This is a genomic window from Micromonospora inaquosa, from assembly GCF_003857055.1.
Classification (GTDB): Bacteria; Actinomycetota; Actinomycetes; order Mycobacteriales; family Micromonosporaceae; genus Micromonospora; species Micromonospora inaquosa.
Map to the genome: position 1 here is coordinate 1 of NZ_QGSZ01000195.1, position 18,392 is coordinate 18,392.

Consider the following 18,392-nt stretch of genomic DNA (forward strand, 5'->3'; position numbering starts at 1 on the left):
GGGAAGGTCCGTCCACCACCGACCGCCCCGTGCGCTGTCTGCGGACCGTGCCTGATGCCCGTCGCCGACGCGCGTAAGGTGGAGGGTCGGCGCAGACATCGTTCGACAGGAGCTTTCATGACCAGCACCCTCCCGGCGTCCGCCAGCGGCACGCCGTCCGAGGCCCGGCCGAGCACGCTCGCCGACGGCGACTTCAAGGTGGCGGATCTGTCGCTCGCCGAATTCGGGCGTAAAGAGATCCAACTCGCCGAGCACGAGATGCCCGGCCTGATGGCGATCCGTCGGGAGTTCGCCGAGGCGCAGCCGCTCGCCGGCGCGCGGATCACCGGCTCGCTGCACATGACCATCCAGACCGCCGTCCTGATCGAGACGCTGGTCGCGCTCGGCGCGCAGGTGCGCTGGGCGTCCTGCAACATCTTCTCCACCCAGGACCACGCCGCCGCGGCGATCGTCGTCGGTCCGGACGGCACCCCCGACGCCCCCGCCGGCGTCCCGGTGTACGCCTGGAAGGGCGAGACGCTGCCGGAATACTGGTGGTGTACCGAGCAGGTGCTCGCCTGGCCCGACGGGCAGGGCCCGAACATGATCCTCGACGACGGCGGCGACGCCACCCTGCTGGTGCACAAGGGCGCCGAGTTCGAGAAGGCCGGGGCCGTGCCGCCGGTCGAGTCCGCCGACTCCGAGGAGTACGGGGTCATCCTCGAACTGCTGCACCGCTCGCTGGCCGAGGACAACCAGCGCTGGACCCGGATCTCCGCCGGCATCAAGGGCGTGACCGAGGAGACCACCACGGGCGTGCACCGGCTCTACGAGATGCACCGGGCGGGCACCCTGCTCTTCCCGGCCATCAACGTCAACGACTCGGTGACCAAGAGCAAGTTCGACAACAAGTACGGCTGCCGGCACTCGCTCATCGACGGCATCAACCGCGCCACCGACGTGCTGATCGGCGGCAAGATGGCGGTCGTCATGGGCTACGGCGACGTGGGCAAGGGTTGCGCCGAGTCGCTGCGCGGCCAGGGCGCCCGGGTCGTGGTGACCGAGGTGGACCCGATCTGCGCGTTGCAGGCCGCGATGGACGGCTACCAGGTCGCCACCCTGGACGACGTGGTCGAGCAGGCCGACATCTTCATCACCGCCACCGGCTGCTTCGACGTCATCACCAACGAGCACATGGCCCGGATGAAGCACCAGGCCATCGTCGGCAACATCGGCCACTTCGACAACGAGATCGACATGGCCGGGTTGGCCAAGCGGTCCGACGTCGAGCGGGTCAACATCAAGCCGCAGGTCGACCTGTGGCGCTTCGCCGACGGGCACGCCATCATCGTGCTCTCCGAGGGGCGCCTGCTGAACCTGGGCAACGCGACCGGGCACCCGAGCTTCGTCATGTCGAACTCGTTCGCCAACCAGACGATCGCCCAGATCGAGCTCTTCACCAAGACCGAGGAGTACCCGATCGGCGTCTACGTGCTGCCCAAGCACCTGGACGAGAAGGTGGCCCGGCTGCACCTCGGCGCCCTCGGTGCCAAGCTGAGCACGCTGACCAAGGAGCAGGCCTCCTACCTCGGCGTCTCCACGGAGGGTCCGTTCAAGCCGGATCACTACCGCTACTGATCGACGTCTCTGAACCGGGTCGGCTGTTCGCAGCCGGCCCGGTTCGTCGTCTCCCTCGCCGGCCGGGCCCCCCATCACTTCCGCGATCTTGCAGTTTCGGTTGGAGATTTGCGGCTTTGGCACCATATGCCGCCGCAGAAAGTGCAAGATCGCGGGGCAGAGGGGGCGGGGGGCGGGGTTAGTTGCGGCGGGTTGGGCGGAACCAGGTCCACATGCACCAGGCCAGCCAACCGAGCGAGACGAGGGTGGCCAGCGCCCGTAGACGTAGTGCGCTGAGCAGCAGCACCACGGCCAGCACCGTCAACCACGGCAGGAATCCCCTCACGGCGCGATCTTCGCACAGCGGGTTCGCCGCAGACAGGGTGAGCTTGTCGTGAACGACTTGACGAGGGCCCTGAGCAGGGAGGAAGGTATGCCTGCCCTAAGTAAGCAAAGGCGTACCTAACTACTCGGAGCCTGGATGTTCGCCACCTATCTGATCGGCCTGCGGGAAGGGCTGGAAGCCACCCTGGTGGTCAGCATCCTGGTCGCCTTCCTGGTGAAGTCGCAGCGCCGGGACCGGCTGCCGCAGGTCTGGGCGGGCGTCGGCCTGGCCGTGGCGCTCTCGGTGCTCTTCGGCTGGTTGATCGAGTACACGTCGACCTCGCTGCTGGCCCGTTCCGACGATCGTGAGTTGTTCGAAGCGATCACCTCCGTCGCCGCCGTGGTCTTCGTGACCTGGATGATCTTCTGGATGCGCCGGGCCGCCCGGACCATCGCTGGCGAGCTGCGGGGCAAGCTCACCGAGGCGCTGGCCGTCGGGTCCCTCGCCGTCGCCGGAATGGCCTTCCTCGCCGTGATCCGCGAGGGCCTGGAGACCGCGCTGATCTTCTACTCGGCGGCCCAGGGCGCGGCCGGTGACAGCGGGCCGCTGCTCGCGTTGATCGGCGGCATCGTCACCGCCGTGGTCCTCGGCGTGCTGTTGTACGCCAGCGCCCTGCGAATCAACCTCAGCAAGTTCTTCACCTGGACGGGCGCGCTGCTGATCCTGGTCGCCGCCGGCATCCTCAAGTACGGCGTGCACGACTTCCAGGAGGCCGGCGTCCTTCCCGGCCTGAACGACCTCGCCTTCGACATCACCAGCGTGCTCGACCCGAGCACCTGGTACGCGGCCCTGCTCGCCGGCATGTTCAACGTGACTCCCGCGCCCACCGTGCTGGAGACGATCGCCTGGGTCGGGTACGCCGTACCGGTGCTCCTGCTCTTCCTGCGACCGGCCCGGCGTAAGCCGGCACCCACCGCGACCACCACCACCGTCACCGAGCGCGGGGCCGACACCGGCGCCGAGGCCGAGGCGGCGTCCACGCCGCAGCGTGCCTGACCCACGAGGAGAGACAGCCCAGATGCGTACCACCCAGTTCTTCGCGCTGGCCGCCGCCGGTGTGCTGGCAACTGCCGGTCTGACCGCCTGCTCCGACTCCGACAAGGGTGACCAGGTGGGGGCCGGCGGCCCGATCGTGGTCAAGGCCAGCGACACCGCCTGTGAGGTCGGCTCCACCGACCTGGGCGCCGGCACCGCCACCTTCAAGATCACCAACTCGGGCGCGAAGGTGACCGAGTTCTACGTGTACGCCGACGGCGACCGCGTGATGGGCGAGGTGGAGAACATCGCCCCCGGGCTGAGCCGCGAGCTGCACGTGGAATTGCCGGCCGGCACGTACCAGACTGCCTGTAAGCCGGGGATGAGCGGCAAGGGCATCCGGGGCGCGCTCAAGGTCAGCGGGTCGGCGCAGCCGCTCACCGCCGACGCCGCGCTCGGTGACGCGACCGACAACTACCAGCGTTACGTCAAGAGCCAGACCACCGCGCTGTTGGACAAGACCGAGGAGTTCGTCGGCGCGGTCAAGGCCGGCGATGTCGCGAAGTCCAAGGCGCTCTACCCGGTCGCCCGCACCTACTGGGAGCGGATCGAGCCGGTTGCCGAGATCTTCGGTGACCTCGACCCCAAGATTGACGGCCGCGAGGAGGTCATCGAGGAGGGGATGGAGTTCACCGGCTTCCACCGGATCGAGAAGGACCTCTGGCAGTCCGGTGACATCAGCAAGGACGGCCCGATCGCCGACCGCCTGCTGGTCGACGTCAAGGAGATCGTGGCCAGGGCGAACGCCGAGAAGCTCTCCCCGCTCCAGCTCGCCAACGGTGCCAAGGAACTGCTCGACGAGGTCGCCAGCGGCAAGATCACTGGCGAGGAGGACCGCTACTCGCACACCGACCTGTGGGACTTCGCCGCCAACCTCGAAGGTTCCAAGGCCGCCGTGTCCGCCCTGCGCCCCGCACTCCAGCAGCGCTCGCCGGAGCTGGTCACGCAGCTGGACACCGAGTTCGCCAACGTCGAGGGACTGCTCGGCAAGCACCGCGACGGCGACGGGTGGAAGCTGCACACCGCGTTGAACAAGGCCGAGCTCAAGGAGCTCTCCGACGGGATCAACGCGCTCGCCGAGCCGATCAGCAAGGTCGCCGCGGCCGTCGCGAAGTGACCACAACGCAGAAAGAGTCGAGTCGATGAGTGGGAGCAGGTTGACCCGGCGCCGGGCGATCGCCCTGGCCGGCGCCGGGGTGGCCGGGGTCGCCGGAGTGGCGGCCGGCGCGGGGGCACTGCTGAACGGCTCCCATGGCCCGGCCTCGGCGAGCGACCACCCGGCCGGGGCGGTGCCGTTCCACGGTGAGCACCAGGCCGGCATCGTCACCCCGGCGCAGGACCGGTTGCACTTCGTGGCCTTCGACGTGATCACCAAGGACCGGGCCCGGCTGGCCGAACTGCTTGAGGAGTGGTCGGCCGCCGCCGCCCGGATGACCTCGGGGCGGGATGCCGGAGTGCTGGGTGCGGTCGGCGGAATGCCGGAGGCCCCACCGGACGACACCGGTGAAGCGCTCGGCCTGCCTCCCTCGCAGCTCACCCTCACCATCGGCTTCGGGCCGACGTTGTTCCGCGACGCCGACGGGCGGGACCGCTTCGGCCTCGCCGACCGTCGGCCCGCGGCCCTTGCCGAGCTGCCGAAGTTCCCCGGCGACGCGTTGCAGCCGCAGCTCTCCGGCGGCGACCTCTGCGTCCAGGCCTGTGCCAACGACCCGCAGGTGGCGGTGCACGCGATCCGCAACCTGGCCCGGCTCGGCATGGGCGTGGTGAGCGTCCGCTGGTCGCAGCTCGGCTTCGGCCGCACCTCGTCGACCTCCCGGGACCAGGCCACCGCGCGCAACCTCTTCGGCTTCAAGGACGGCACGGCCAACCTCAAGGCCGAGGACACCGACCTGCTGCGCGATCAGTTGTGGGTGCAGCCGGGCGACGGGCCGGACTGGATGGCCGGCGGCTCGTACCTGGTCACCCGCAAGATTCGGATGTTGGTGGAGACCTGGGACCGGACCTCCCTCGCTGAGCAGGAGGAGATCGTCGGCCGGGCCAAGGGCAGCGGCGCGCCACTCGGTCGGAGCGACGAGTTCGACGAGCCCGACTTCGCCGCGCGCGGCGCGGACGGGAAGCCGGTGATCGCCGAGCACGCCCATGTCGCGTTGGCCCATCCGAGCCGGAACAGCGGTGCCCAGCTGCTCCGCCGGGGTTACAACTTCGTCGACGGCTCCGACGGCCTCGGGCGGCTCGACGCGGGCCTCTTCTTCATCGCCTACCAGCGCGATCCACGCCGCCAGTTCGTGCCGATTCAAACTCAGCTGGCGCGACACGACGTGATGAACGAGTATCTGCGACACGTCTCCAGCGGGGTGTTCGCCTGTCCGCCCGGGGTGCGCGACGGCGGGGATTACTGGGGGCGTGGGCTGTTCGGCTGACCGTCGTCCGGATGGCGACAGCCGGATCGGCCCAGCCTGTGGTGGCGCCGGGCGGCGCCGAAGGGGGATCATGGTGGCAGCCTGACCCACGGCCATCCGTGCGCCAGGCACCGCAGTACGTGGCGCCGCCGCCGCGGACCGCGGCCCACCGGTTTGACGGCGGCGCGAAGCATTACCGGCGGACGCCGGTCCCACCGAACTGAATGAGGATGCAATATTAATCCCATGAGAGCCCGCGTACTGGTGGTCGACGATGACCCCGCGCTCGCCGAGATGCTCGGCATTGTGCTGCGCAGTGAGGGTTTCCTGCCCTCGTTTGTGGCGGACGGCGAGCGGGCGTTGGCCGCTTTTCGCGACAGTCGTCCCGATATCGTGCTGCTTGATCTGATGCTTCCCGGCATGAGTGGTATCGACGTCGCCCGGTCGATTCGCGCGGAGTCCGGCGTGCCCATCGTCATGCTGACCGCCAAGAGCGACACTGTGGACGTTGTGCTCGGCCTGGAGTCCGGCGCCGACGACTACGTGGTCAAGCCGTTCAAGCCCAAGGAGTTGGTGGCCCGGATGCGGGCCCGACTGCGCCGAGGCGAGGACGTGGCCCCCGAGATGCTCACCATCGGGCCGCCCGACAACCAGATCACCATCGACGTGCCCGCGCACACCGTGAGCCGCAACGACGAGGAGGTGAAGCTGACTCCGCTGGAGTTCGACCTGCTGGTCGCGCTCGCCCGCAAGCCACGCCAGGTCTTCACCCGCGAGGTGCTGCTCGAGCAGGTCTGGGGCTACCGGCACGCGGCCGACACCCGTCTGGTCAACGTGCACGTCCAGCGGCTGCGGGCCAAGATCGAGCCGGACCCGGAACGACCGGAAATCATCCTCACCGTGCGGGGCGTGGGCTACAAGGCGGGGACCGGATAGCCTGGTCGCACTGTGTCAACCTCGCCGCCGCCACCCTCCCCGAGCCCGACTGCCCGCCGGCCCAGCGTCGGCGGGGAGCTGTGGCGTGCGGTGAGCGGTCGGGTCGCGGGCGTGGTGGGTCGGGCGCACCAGACCTGGCGCCGTTCGCTCCAGGTCCGGGTCGTGACCATCACCCTGGTCGCGTCCAGCCTGCTGGTCGGCGGTTTCGCGTTCCTGATCGCCGACAAGATCACCACCATCCTGCTCGACAGCGCTCGCAGCGACGTCCGGCAGCGGGTGACCACCGGTGCCAACTACGCGGCCAAGCAGGTCTCCTTCTACGGGCAGGCCCAGGAGGCGCAGCTCCAGGAGACCATCGACGGCACCGTCAACTACCTGGCCGGCGGCGACCCCCAGCAGACCAGCGGGGTGGTGGTGGCGATCACCGCCGACGACTATCCCAACGACATCCAGACGCGCACGTCGCCGTCCGCGAACGTCCAGTCGCTGATCAGCCCCGAGCTGCGGGCCGCGATCGCCGACGGCAAGGTGGCCAGCCAGATCCGCACCGGTCGGCTCACCGGCGAGACCACCAAATATCTGATCTACGGCTCGCCGGTGCCCACCCGCTTCGGCCAGATCGAGCTGTACTACCTGGTGCCGCTGGGCCGGCAGGACGTCACCGCAGCCGACGCCCGAGCCACCGTTGTCGCCACCGGTGTCGCGCTGGTGATCCTGCTCGGGTTGCTCGCGGCGCTGGTCACCCGGCTGGTGGTCAACCCGGTACGGGTCGCCGCGCGGACCGCCCAGCGGCTCTCCGCGGGCCTGCTCGACCAGCGGATGGTGGTCAACGGCGAGGACGACCTGGCCCTGCTCGGCGCCTCGTTCAACCAGATGGCCACCAACCTGCAACGGCAGATCCTGCGCCTGGAAGAGATGTCCCGGTTGCAGCGCCGCTTCACCTCAGACGTCTCCCACGAGCTGCGTACCCCGCTGACCACGGTCCGGATGGCCGCTGACCTGATCTTCGCCGAGCGAGACGAGTTCGACCCGGCCGTCGCGCGCAGCGCCGAACTGCTCCAGGCCGAGCTGGATCGATTCGAGGAACTGCTCACCGACCTGCTGGAGATCAGTCGGTTCGACGCGGGCTTCGCCATGCTGGATTCCGAGCCGACCGACCTGGTGCCGGTGGTGCACCGGGTGGTCGACCGGCTGGCCGGCCTGGCCGAGAGGGTGGGCGTACCGATCGAACTCGACCTGCCCGGCACGCCGGTGATCGCCGAGGTCGACCCCCGCCGGGTCGAGCGGGTCTTGCGCAACCTGGTCGGCAACGCCGTCGAGCACGGCGAGGCCCGCCCGGTGCTGATCACCCTCGGCATCGACGAGACCGCCGTGGCGATCACCGTCCGCGACCACGGTGTGGGGCTGAAGGTGGGCGAGGAAAAGCTGGTGTTCAACCGGTTCTGGCGGGCGGACCCGTCCCGGGCCCGGCAGACCGGGGGCACCGGGCTTGGCCTGTCGATCAGCCTGGAGGACGCTCGGCTGCACGGCGGCTGGCTGGAGGCGTGGGGTGCTCCCGGGCAGGGCGCGCAGTTCCGGCTCACCCTGCCGGCGCGGGCGGGCGATCGGCTGACCACGTCGCCGCTGCGGCTGGTGCCGGCCGACGCGGCGCTGCCGTTCGGCGGCCCTCGCGACGGCGGCACACTGGCCATCGGTCCCGGCACCGGCGGGGCGCTGGCGATCGGCCCGACTCCGGCCGGGGACGGGCAGCGGACGGAGGTGCACTCGTGAGGCGGCCGACCCTGCTCGGAGCCCTCGGCGTGATGGTTCTGCTCGGCGCCGGCTGCGGCATCCCGGCGCAATCGGAGGTCCGGGTGGACGGCAAGGGCAGCGCCGCGACCGAGGCCGGGGTGATCAGTCGGGGCAGTGAGCCACCGACCCGAACGGCCGCCGGCAGCGACAACGTGGCGTTCGTCCGCAACTTTCTGTCCGCCGCCTCCGGCGAGCCAGATCGGGCGTACGAGCGGGTCAAGGCGTTCATCGCCCCGGAGGACAAGTCCCGCCTACAGGACAAGAAGGGCAGCGAGGTCGCGCTGAACGTGGTCCGGCTGGGCGAGGCGATCTACACGCTCAACAGCGACTCGACAACGACCGTGAAGATCGCCGTGCAGCAGATCGGGATGCTGCGGGCCAACGGCACCCTGGCTCCACCGGTGGCGACCGAGACGGAGTACGATTTCGGGCTGCGCAGCGCGTCGTTCAACGGCGGCGTCAACGATGAACGGGCCGGCTTGTACGTCATCGACCCGCCCAACGTGCTGCTGCTCAGCGACACCGCGCTTCGACAGTATTACCAGGACGAGACGATCTACTTCTGGAGTTCGGACCGCAGCCGCCTGGTGCCCGACCAGCGCTACCGGCCGCAGGCGGTGCCGGTCGAGCGGCGGGTCAACGAGGTGGTGAAGTGGCTGGTCGGTGGCCCTTCCGACTGGTTGCGCCCGGGAGTCGTCGGGCTGCCGGACCGCACCGAGCTGATCAACAACGCCACCGGTGGGAACGGTCGGTGGGAGGTCAACCTGGACATGTCCGGTGACGACCAGAACGGGATCGACCAGTTGATCACGCAGCTTGCCTGGTCGCTGGGCGACCTGCCCGGTCAGCTGGAGTTGAAGATCCGCAACAACGCGCAACCCGTGGTGGACCTGGGGGAGCGACGAGACTCCTGGGCGCTCTACCCGCATGCCGCCAGCCCACAGCGGTTCGGGGTGTACGACGGCGCGATCCACCCGCTCGACTTCGAAGGCGAGCCCAGCGGCACCGTGCCGTTGGCGCCCGAGGTCAACCGCAACGTCGTCTCGGCCACCCTCGGGCTGGCCAAGGACCGGCGGATCCTCGCCGCGATGGTGGTCACCGGCAGCAAGAACCGGTATCAACTCGCCGTGGGCACGGGCACCGAGCAGGTCTCCGTGCTCAGCCGCAGCGGCGGCACCGGGTACGCCTCGATCAGCCGGCCGGTCTGGCTGCGTACGGTCGACTCCCGGCCCAGCCGGGGCCTGGTGGTGGCCGACGGGCAGCTCTACCGGTTCGATGAGGCGGCCCGGATGTACCCGGTTCCGCTCAACCTGCCGTCCGCCGCGGTCACGGCGGTGGCCGCCGCCTTGGACGGCCAGCGGGTCGCGTTGATCGCCGGCGGCCGTCTCTACGTCGCCGCGGTCAACCTCGACGGCGGCGGGGTCTCCATCGGCCCGCCCCGAGAGTTGGTCACCTCGCTGACCAACCCGACGGCGGTCGACTGGGGCAGGGAGGACCAGCTGGTGGTGGCCGGGTCGGTCGGCCAGCCGGCGATCTACGAGATCAGTGTCGACGGCGCCCTGGAGACGCCGCTGCGGACCGACCTCGGCGCCAAGGTCAACCACCTGACCGCGTACCCGACCAACCGCAGCGTGCGGACGCCCAGCGGTGCCTACATGTACGAGGCGAACGGGGTGGCCTACCGCAGCAGCCCGTCCGAACGGATCGATCCCAGCCGGGTACGCGGCATCGCCCCGGTGCCGGCCGGTGTGCGGCCGAGCAACCCGTCGGCGCCGTTCTTCCTCTACTGACCCGGTGAGCGGGCTCTGGGCGGACCTCGCCGACCTGGTGCTGCCCGCCGACTGCGCCGGTTGTCGCGAGCGCCGATCCGGCCTGCGGCACGGGGTCTGCCCAGCCTGCGTCGCGGCGCTGGGCCAATCGCGGCCACGGGCCGTCCGCCCCACCCCCGCCCCACCGGGTCTGCCGTCCTGCGTCGCACTCGGCCCGTACGCGGGTCCGCTGCGTGAGGTTCTGCTGGCGTACAAGGAACACGGTCGACACGGGCTGGCGCGCCCGCTCGGCGCCCTGCTCGCCGAGGTCGTCGCGGCGGCCGTCGGCGAGACCCGTCCGCTGGTGTTGGTTCCGGTCCCGGACACCGCGGCGGCGGCCCGGTCCCGTTACGGGGACCATCTCGACCGGCTGGCCCGGCACTGCGCGGCCCGGCTCAACCGGGGCGGCTGGGCGGTGCGGGTGCGCCATCCGCTGCGGGCGCTGCCCCGGCCCGACTCGGTCACCCTGGACAGCGCCGGGCGTGCGGCGGCGGCCGAGGCGGCCTTTCAACCTCGCTCGACCGGGCCGATCCGGGGTGGTGCCGCGGGCGCGGCGCCCGTCGTGGTGCTGCTCGACGACATCGTCACCACCGGGGTGACCCTCGCCGCCGCGAGCAGGGTGCTGACGGCGACGGGATGGGCGCCGACGGTCGCGGCGGTGCTCGCGGCGACCGAGAAAAGACACCCTTCGTAACCGATCGTGTTTCCGTTTCACCCGTTGGTGTATGAGCTGCGAAAAATCCTGGGCCGTCTCGGCAACATGGGGTGACTGCCGGGCAAACAGGAGTTAGCGTTTCGCTGTCGGGGGTAGGAGGTCGTTCCAACCGCCCCCGGCGGTGAGAGGAGGCGTAGCCGTACAACCGGTCGACGCCAGCGGGTCTCCCCACGGCGCGCGGCCGGGTAGCCGGATCGAAGACCGTCCGAACAAGGGAGGTCACGTGGACATCGTGGTCAAGGGCCGAAACGTCGAAGTGCCGGACCATTACCGGGTACACGTAGCCGAGAAACTCGCGAAGATCGAACGCTACGACCACAAACTTATTCGTGTCGATGTCGAGCTGTTTCACGAGCGCAATCCGCGCCAGGCCGACCACTGCCAGCGGGTGGAGATCACCTGCGTTTCCCGGGGCCCGGTGATTCGGGCCGAGGCCTGCACAAACGACTTCTACAGCGCGCTCGACGCGGCCATCGCGAAGCTCGACACCCGGCTGCGCCGCGCAGCCGACCGCCGCCGCGTACACCGGGGCCGGCACGCGCCGATCTCCGTCGCCGAGGCCACCGCGGGCCTACCGGTCGCGGACCTGGTGTCCACCGCGCCGAGTGACGGCGCCCGCGCCGGCACCGCGGTCGCCGAGCGGGTCGAAGAGGAGCACGACGACCAGCCGTGGCACATCGCCCGGGAGAAGGTGCACCCGGCGGAGCCGATGACCATCGACGACGCGCTGTTCGAGATGGAACTGGTCGGCCACGACTTCTACCTTTTCCAGGACAAGGAGTCCGGCCGCCCCAGCGTCGTCTACCGGCGTCACGCGTACGACTACGGCATCATCTCCCTCGCCACCTGACCGGTCCCGACCCTCGTCGATCATGGAGTTGTGGTGGGAACGCCCACCACAACTCCATGATCCGTCAACGGGGGTCGGCGGGGAGCAGCGCGAAGGTCAGATCGTCCAGACGGGTGCCGGCCAACCCGGGCAGACGGCCGCGCTGAACGGACTCGCGCCGAAAACCGACCCGCTCCAACACCCGGTGCGAGGCGGTGTTGTCCGGCACCGTGCCAGCCGACAGCCGGGCGATACCGGCCGGGCCGAACGCCCAGCCGGCGAGCAACCGGACCGCCCGCGTCGCGTACCCCCGGCCGCGCCACTCGGGCAGCAACGCGTAGCCGACCGACGCCTCGCCGGCGGCCACATCCGTGTACGACAAGCCGCAACTGCCCACCGGCTCCCCGCTGGCCACATCCGTGATCAACAGACGGGCGATCTCACCGGTCAACCACCCGCTCTGCGCCAGACGACAACGCCGCTCGATCGCCTCGCGCGTCGGCGGCACCGGAGGCGCCTGGTTCGCCACCACCTCGGGTCGGCTGTGCAGCCGGTACATCAGCGCCGCGTCGTCCGGCGCGAGCGGACGCAGCGCCACCACCTGGTCGGTGAGCACCCCGCCGGGCAGGTCGGGCAGCAGTCGGGCGACCGGGCCGGGCGGATCACCGGCGACGCGTACCCAGGCCAGCAGATCGTGCCGGCCCGCCTCGCGGGACGCACCGGCCGACCGGCGCAGACCCTCGTAGCGGAAGCCGGCGGCCAGCGCGACCCGCTGACTCGGGCCGTTCTCCGGTTCGGTGAGCAACTCCAGCCGGACCGCCCCGGTGGCGAACGCGTGTTCGCTGAGCGCCCGAGTCGCCGCGGTGGCCAGTCCGCGCCCGCGCGCCGCCGGTCGCATCCAGTAGCCGATCTCCAGCTGACCCCGGGCGGGAACCGGGTTGCTCAGCCCCACCGCGCCGAGCAGACGATCGGTGGCGGGGTCCGCGACTGCGTACGCCGCGCCGCCGCCGGTCCAGGCCGCCGGAGCGCCGACGTCGATCCACCACCGGGCATCGGTCTCGGTGTACGGCGTCGGCAGGTTCGACACGAACCGTTGCGTCAGCGGGTCGGCGCAGCCGTCGACCACGTCGGCGCTGTCCTCGGCACGAAACGGGCGCAGCCGCACCCCGTACGCCTCGACGACCGGCCGCCGAGTCATCCCAGGTCCTTGGCGAGCAGCGCACCGACCCACACGTCCACCCGTTCGCCGCGGTGTTGCACACCGCCCCGGGCAGTCCCCTCGACCACGAAGCCCGCCTTCTCCGCCGCCCGGCGGGACGCGGTGTTGCCCACGTTCGCCCTCCACTCGATCCGAGCCAGGCCCAACGTGCTGAAGCCCCAGGTGCTGAGCGCGACCAGCGCGGCGGGCAGGTAGCCCCGTCCCCGGGCCGCCGGTGCGGTCATGAAGCCGACGTCGCCCACCAGCGGGTCGGTGGGGGAGAGCCGTAGGTCGAGCGAACCGACGTACCTGTCGTCGGCGTCGGCGATGACGAAGCAGGCAGCGTCCCCCCGAGCCCAGACGTCCTGGCTGTGGGCCTGGTAGCCCTGCGCGTCGGCGCGCTCGTACGGGTCCGGCACCGTGGTCCACCGGATGGTCTCCGGGTCCTGGCAGGTCCGTACCACGGCGTCCAGGTCCTGCTCCTCCATGGGCCGCAGAAGCAGCTCGCCGGCCCCGGTCGTGGCGAACAGAACGGGCTGCGGGCGGCCGAAGACGGCCGCCCGACGAGCGGCGAGGGTGCCCGACTGAGCCGGACCGGTCGAGCCGACAGCGGGCACTTCGCCGGGCAGCAGCGAGCCGATCCAGCCGTCCGCGCTGCCATGCGGCGCCGGGTTGGCCAGCCGCAACCGGCCGTCGACCCGGAAACCGGCCCGGAGGGCCACCAGCCGGGAAGCGTGGTTGCCCACCTCGGCCTGCCAGATGAGCCGACGGAGCCCGAGGGTGTGGAAGGACCAGCGGGCCACCGCCCGGGTGGCCCGGACCATCACGCCCCGGCCACGTGCCCAGGGCGCCGTCCAGTAGCCGATTTCACCGGTGCCGTCCTTGTCGATGGAGATCAGGCCGTTCGCGCCAAGCAGCTCGCCGGTGCTCGGGTCGCACACCGCGAACGGTGCGCCGGTGCCCTCGGCCCAGGATTTCCTGCTCATCTCGGTGACAAAGCTGTGCGCGTGTTCCGGCCGGTACGGGCGCGGTACGGTGGTCCAGCGCTGAATGTCCGGGTCCTGGCAGGCTCGGTGAACGGCCTCGGCATCCGACTCCCGCCAGGGCCGCAGCAGCACGCCGTCCTCGATGATCTCCACGGGCTCCACTCGTGCATCCTGCCGTAGCGTTCGCCAACGGCGTAACCGGATAACGTTTGGGGCGAGCGCAGGACGCGAGTTATGTCGGGTTCCGCGGGGTCGAGCACCGCCACCAGTGACCATCGCGCCGATGGAGCGCCTACGATGGTTCGAGACTGTCTAGGGGAGCGTTGATCCGTGTCGATTCTGGAAAAGGTCCTTAACGCGGGCGAGGGCCGCATGGTGCGCCGGCTCAAGGCCATCGCCGCTGCCGTGAGCTCGATCGAGGACGACTACGTCAACCTCACCGACGAGGAACTGGCCGGCATGACCGTGCAGTTCCGGGAGCGGCTCGACGAGGGTGAGACCCTCGATGACCTGCTGCCGGAGGCGTTCGCGGTGGCCCGTGAGGCGGCCGCCAGGGTGCTGGGCCAGCGCCCGTACGACGTCCAGGTGATGGGCGGCGCCGCGCTGCACTTCGGCAACATCGCCGAGATGAAGACCGGTGAGGGTAAGACGCTGACCTCGGTCATGGCCGTCTACCTCAACGCGCTCTCCGGCAAGGGCGTCCACGTCATCACGGTCAACGACTACCTCGCCCAGCGTGACGCGGCGTGGATGGGCCGGGTGCACGAGTTCCTCGGGCTGACCGTCGGAGTGGTGCTGCCCAACCGGCCGGCCAGCGAGCACAAGGCCGCCTACGAATGCGACATCACCTACGGCACCAACAACGAGTTCGGCTTCGACTACCTGCGCGACAACATGGCGTGGTCGAAGGACGAGCTGGTGCAGCGCGGGCACAACTTCGCGGTGGTCGACGAGGTCGACTCCATCCTGATCGACGAGGCCCGCACCCCGCTGATCATCTCCGGCCCGGCCGAGCACTCCGCCCGCTGGTACGGCGAGTTCGCCGGCGTGGTGGCCCGGCTCCAGCCCGGCACCGACGGCGAGGGCGACTACGAGGTCGACCACTCCAAGCGCACCATCGCGGTGACCGAGCGGGGTGTCGCCAAGGTCGAGGACCGGCTCGGCATCGACAACCTGTACGAGTCGGTCAACACCCCGCTGGTCGGCTACCTCAACAACGCGATCAAGGCCAAGGAGCTCTACAAGCGCGACAAGGACTACATCGTCAGCGACGGTGAAGTCCTGATCGTCGACGAGTTCACCGGCCGCATCCTGCACGGCCGTCGCTACAACGAGGGCATGCACCAGGCGATCGAGGCCAAGGAGGGGGTGGAGATCAAGCAGGAGAACCAGACCCTGGCCACCATCACCCTCCAGAACTACTTCCGCCTCTACGAGAAGCTGTCCGGGATGACCGGTACGGCGCAGACCGAGGCGAGCGAGTTCAACAAGGTCTACAAGGTCGGCGTCGTGACCATCCCGACCCACCGCCCGATGGTTCGCGAGGACCGGCCGGACGTCATCTACAAGACGGAAAAGGCCAAGTTCAACGCCGTCATCGAGGACATCGCCGAGCGGCACCAGCTGGGCCAGCCGGTGCTGGTGGGCACCGTCTCGGTGGAAAACTCCGAGATCCTCTCCCAACTGCTGCGCCGCCGCGGCATCCCGCACAACGTGCTGAACGCCAAGTTCCACGCGCGGGAGGCCGAAATCGTCGCCCAGGCAGGGCGTAAGGGCGCGGTCACCGTGGCGACCAACATGGCCGGCCGCGGCACCGACATCCTGCTCGGCGGCAACGCCGAGTTCCTCGCCGCGAACGAGCTGCGCCAGCGCGGCCTCGACCCGCTGGAGAACGAGGAAGAGTACGCCAAGGCGATGGAGGAGGTCCTGCCCAACTGGAAGCAGGCCTGCGACGCCGAGGCGGACGAGGTCGCCGCAGCAGGTGGCCTCTACGTGCTGGGCACCGAGCGGCACGAGTCCCGGCGGATCGACAACCAGCTGCGTGGTCGCGCCGGCCGGCAGGGTGACCCGGGCGAGTCCCGTTTCTACCTGTCCCTGCAGGACGAGCTGATGCGACGCTTCCGGGCCGGGGCGGTCGAGGCGGTGATGGAGCGCTTCAACATCCCGGAGGACGTGCCCATCGAGTCGAAGATGGTCACTCGGCAGATCAAGAGCGCCCAGGCCCAGATCGAGGGCCAGAACGCCGAGATCCGCAAGAACGTGCTCAAGTACGACGAGGTGCTCAACAAGCAGCGCCAGGTCGTCTACGCCGAGCGGCTCCGCGTGCTCAACGGTGAAGACCTCTCTGACCAGGTCCGCAACATGATCGACGACACCGTCGAGGCGTACGTGCGGGGCGCCACCTCCGAGGGCTACGGCGAAGACTGGGATCTTGAGCAGCTCTGGTCCAGCCTCAAGCAGCTCTACCCGGTCGGCGTGACGATCGAGGAGTTGGAGGAGGAGGCCGGCGGCTCCCGGGCCGGCATGGACGCCGACTTCCTGGTCGCCCGCCTCAAGGAGGACGCCAACGCCGCGTACGACCGGCGTGAGGAGCAACTCGGTACCGAGGGTGTCCGCCAACTCGAGCGGATGGTGCTGCTCCAGGTCATCGACCGCAAGTGGCGCGAGCACCTCTACGAGATGGACTACCTCCAGGAGGGCATCAACCTCCGGGCGTACGCCCAGCGCGACCCGGTGGTGGAATACCAGCGCGAGGGCTTCGACATGTTCGCCACCATGATGGACGGCATCAAGGAGGAGACCGTCGGTTTCCTTTACAACATCGATGTCCAGGTGACCGAACCGGAGCCGGAGGCGGGAGCCGACGAGGTCACGCTGCTCGACAAGCCGGTCGAGATCCGGGCCAAGGGCCTCAACCAGGCACCGCGGCGGCAGGGCCTGCAATACTCAGCGCCCACCATCGACGGTGAGGCCAGCCCGGGTGCGGTCGCCGTGGAGCAGGCCGAGCAGCAGGCTCCTGCGCTCGGTGTGGGCCGACCGGCTCCGGGTGCCCCGGCGGCACCGGGGCAGAGCGCACCGTCCGCTCCGCAGCGGCCGGCGTCCGGGCTGCGAGGCCCGGCTGTTCCGTCGGCCGCCACCCGTCGGGCGGCACCGAACCAGGCGGAGGCCAGCAATGGCCCGTCCCGCAACGCGCCGTGCCCGTGTGGCTCGGGCCGCAAGTACAAGCGCTGCCACGGCGCCCCCAACGGCGGCAACTGACCCACTTCGCCCACACCGACAGCCGTCTGACCGACGGGCCCCGGCCGACCAGGCCGAGGCCCGTCGGCGTCTTCAGCCCTCGCCTGCCCGGCAAACCGCCCATCTCGGCGCGGCTCAGCGGGTTACGCGAACCCACCCACCGTGATCACCTCGCCTTTCAAGAAACCGGTCTATCACCGCCCTCCGGACAGCCCAATTTCCTGCAACCGGAGTGGATCACCCGGCCCTGTCTGGCCTGGCCTGGCCTGGCCTGGCCTGGCGTGGCGTGGCGTGGCGTGGCCCGGCCTGGTCTGGCCCGGCGCGGCCTGGCCCGGCGTGGCGTGGCCTGGCCTGGCGTGGCGTGGCGTGGCGTGGCCCGGCGTGGCGTGGCCCGGCCTGATCTGGCCCGGCGCGGCCCGGCGTGGCGTGGCGTGGCCCGGCGTGGCGTGGGCGGGGTGATCGACCGAGGCAGGTGTGGTCAGAGGACGTGTAGGGCAGTGCAGAGCCAGCGGCCCCGGCGATGCTCCAGGCGCAGGGCCATCGCCCAACTTCGGCCGCCCGCGGCCGTGAGGACGGCTGCCGCCTCCACCGCAGCCTCCCGCGGCTCGCAGACCCGCAGGCGTAGCAGCCGAACCAGTGGTCGGCCGCTGCGACGGCGGGATGTCCCGGCCCGACCGGATGCGCGGGCGAGTTCGATCAGCAGGTCGGCAGCTCGGGCCGGGTCGAGCAGCGCTCGCACCTGGTTCGGCGAACGGTAACCGTTGATCACCTCCACGCAGGTGCCGACGAAGCGGTGGGCGGCTCGGGTGGTCTCCGGAGCGGTTGCCGGCGGTAACGACGCGACCGGATGGGTGGTGGGCCGGTTGGGCACCGGGCGCAGGGTTGTTCGCCGTTCCGCTGGCCGGACGGGGTTGGGTCGAGTGGAGGCGAACAGGTCGAGGGCGAGCTGACCATCGGTGGGTGCCGGCCAGTACGACCCGTCGATCTCGTCGACGTACGGCGGTTCGAAGGGTGGGACGGGGCGCAGCCGCACGGGTGGTCGGGAAGGACCGGGTCGCGCTCCGCTCATCATGGTCCCCTTGATCTTGCGTTTGCGTTCGTTTGCCTCCGACAAGCTCGATTCTGAGGGACGGAACGGCCTTGGTCAATGGCTTCAAGGCGGCCTCGGCCCGACAACGGCATGATCCACTCGGGTTTCTTGATACTGCGGTATCTCAGCGGCCGTGATGCCCCGACTTCCGGGAACCCGAGTGGATCATGCCCCGGCGGGCCGTCCGTCCCCGCGCGGGCGGGTAGGTAGGCACGCAGATTGGCTGGTCGGGCAAGTCGCCAGGCGAGGGCTGGCCTTTGCTCGGGTCGCGGCCGCTCGGGTTCGCGGCTACCCGGGATCGGGGCTACTCGGGGACGTGGCCACCCGGGGGACGTGGCCGCCCGGGGGCCCCGGCCGCTCGGGGGTCGCGGCCGCTCGGGGTCGTGG

The 18,392-nt window shown here is 70.2% G+C and carries 14 protein-coding genes; 10 read left to right on the forward strand and 4 right to left on the reverse strand.

All coding sequences use genetic code 11. The features are described from left to right. Window positions 1–117 precede the first annotated feature (117 nt). Window positions 118–1,617 carry an adenosylhomocysteinase gene (gene ahcY, locus DLJ59_RS12970; protein ID WP_124772766.1) on the forward strand — a complete coding sequence of 500 codons (1,500 nt, stop codon included), beginning with the start codon at window positions 118–120 and terminating at the stop codon, window positions 1,615–1,617. A gap of 178 nt (window positions 1,618–1,795) precedes the next feature. Here the strand turns inward: ahcY and DLJ59_RS36590 are convergent, their stop codons facing one another. Beyond that, window positions 1,796–1,942 carry a hypothetical protein gene (locus DLJ59_RS36590; protein ID WP_167493849.1) on the reverse strand — a complete coding sequence of 49 codons (147 nt, stop codon included), beginning with the start codon at window positions 1,940–1,942 and terminating at the stop codon, window positions 1,796–1,798. Window positions 1,943–2,077: 135 nt separating this feature from the next. Between DLJ59_RS36590 and efeU the strand changes: the two genes are divergently transcribed. From efeU to hpf, 8 genes are all read left to right on the forward strand, one after another. Next, entirely contained in the window at window positions 2,078–2,977 is a 900-nt protein-coding gene (gene efeU / locus DLJ59_RS12975; protein WP_124772767.1) for an iron uptake transporter permease EfeU, read from the forward strand. 22 nt (window positions 2,978–2,999) lie between these two features. Beyond that, window positions 3,000–4,133 (forward strand): iron uptake system protein EfeO, encoded by a 1,134-nt coding sequence (gene efeO / locus DLJ59_RS12980; RefSeq protein WP_124772768.1) that lies wholly within the window; start codon window positions 3,000–3,002, stop codon window positions 4,131–4,133. A gap of 25 nt (window positions 4,134–4,158) precedes the next feature. Then, complete coding sequence (gene efeB / locus DLJ59_RS12985) at window positions 4,159–5,436, forward strand: iron uptake transporter deferrochelatase/peroxidase subunit (protein ID WP_124772769.1); 1,278 nt, start codon at window positions 4,159–4,161, stop codon at window positions 5,434–5,436. A 225-nt stretch (window positions 5,437–5,661) separates the two neighbouring features. Further along, a complete protein-coding gene (mtrA, locus tag DLJ59_RS12990) occupies window positions 5,662–6,351 on the forward strand; it encodes an MtrAB system response regulator MtrA (protein ID WP_030331519.1) in 690 nt (229 codons plus the stop codon). A 12-nt stretch (window positions 6,352–6,363) separates the two neighbouring features. Then, entirely contained in the window at window positions 6,364–8,121 is a 1,758-nt protein-coding gene (mtrB, locus tag DLJ59_RS12995; protein WP_124772770.1) for an MtrAB system histidine kinase MtrB, read from the forward strand. A gap of 32 nt (window positions 8,122–8,153) precedes the next feature. Next, the gene (locus DLJ59_RS13000) at window positions 8,154–9,932 is read left to right on the forward strand and encodes an LpqB family beta-propeller domain-containing protein (RefSeq protein WP_124772776.1); all 1,779 of its coding nucleotides are present in this window, start codon (window positions 8,154–8,156) and stop codon (window positions 9,930–9,932) included. A 4-nt stretch (window positions 9,933–9,936) separates the two neighbouring features. Further along, window positions 9,937–10,644, forward strand: a complete 708-nt coding sequence (locus DLJ59_RS13005) for a ComF family protein (protein ID WP_124772771.1) — start codon at window positions 9,937–9,939, stop codon at window positions 10,642–10,644. A 244-nt stretch (window positions 10,645–10,888) separates the two neighbouring features. Continuing rightward, on the forward strand, window positions 10,889–11,515 hold the full coding sequence (gene hpf, locus DLJ59_RS13010) for a ribosome hibernation-promoting factor, HPF/YfiA family (protein WP_124772772.1): 627 nt from the start codon (window positions 10,889–10,891) through the stop codon (window positions 11,513–11,515). A gap of 64 nt (window positions 11,516–11,579) precedes the next feature. Here hpf and DLJ59_RS13015 read toward each other — a convergent pair whose 3' ends face one another. Further along, the gene (locus tag DLJ59_RS13015) at window positions 11,580–12,692 is read right to left on the reverse strand and encodes a GNAT family N-acetyltransferase (RefSeq protein WP_124772773.1); all 1,113 of its coding nucleotides are present in this window, start codon (window positions 12,690–12,692) and stop codon (window positions 11,580–11,582) included. Beyond that, complete coding sequence (locus tag DLJ59_RS13020) at window positions 12,689–13,840, reverse strand: GNAT family N-acetyltransferase (RefSeq protein ID WP_124772774.1); 1,152 nt, start codon at window positions 13,838–13,840, stop codon at window positions 12,689–12,691. The genes DLJ59_RS13015 and DLJ59_RS13020 overlap by 4 nt, the downstream gene beginning before the upstream one ends. A gap of 168 nt (window positions 13,841–14,008) precedes the next feature. On the opposite strand from DLJ59_RS13020, the gene secA reads away from it, so the two are divergent. Continuing rightward, on the forward strand, window positions 14,009–16,936 hold the full coding sequence (gene secA, locus DLJ59_RS13025; protein WP_124772775.1) for a preprotein translocase subunit SecA: 2,928 nt from the start codon (window positions 14,009–14,011) through the stop codon (window positions 16,934–16,936). Between the two features lie 457 nt (window positions 16,937–17,393). Here secA and DLJ59_RS13030 read toward each other — a convergent pair whose 3' ends face one another. Next, window positions 17,394–17,987 (reverse strand): Rv3235 family protein, encoded by a 594-nt coding sequence (locus DLJ59_RS13030; protein WP_124772777.1) that lies wholly within the window; start codon window positions 17,985–17,987, stop codon window positions 17,394–17,396. Between the last annotated feature and the right edge of the window lie 405 nt (window positions 17,988–18,392).

Excerpts from the sequence above, each read along its gene's own strand:
- ahcY (WP_124772766.1), top strand. The coding sequence starts at position 118 with ATGACCAGCACCCTCCCGGCGTCCGCCAGCGGCACGCCGTCCGAGGCC.
- DLJ59_RS13030 (WP_124772777.1), bottom strand. The coding sequence starts at position 17,987 with ATGATGAGCGGAGCGCGACCCGGTCCTTCCCGACCACCCGTGCGGCTG.
- DLJ59_RS13015 (WP_124772773.1), bottom strand. The coding sequence starts at position 12,692 with ATGACTCGGCGGCCGGTCGTCGAGGCGTACGGGGTGCGGCTGCGCCCG.
- efeO (WP_124772768.1), top strand. The coding sequence starts at position 3,000 with ATGCGTACCACCCAGTTCTTCGCGCTGGCCGCCGCCGGTGTGCTGGCA.
- mtrA (WP_030331519.1), top strand. The coding sequence starts at position 5,662 with ATGAGAGCCCGCGTACTGGTGGTCGACGATGACCCCGCGCTCGCCGAG.
- efeB (WP_124772769.1), top strand. The coding sequence starts at position 4,159 with ATGAGTGGGAGCAGGTTGACCCGGCGCCGGGCGATCGCCCTGGCCGGC.
- efeU (WP_124772767.1), top strand. The coding sequence starts at position 2,078 with ATGTTCGCCACCTATCTGATCGGCCTGCGGGAAGGGCTGGAAGCCACC.
- DLJ59_RS13000 (WP_124772776.1), top strand. The coding sequence starts at position 8,154 with ATGGTTCTGCTCGGCGCCGGCTGCGGCATCCCGGCGCAATCGGAGGTC.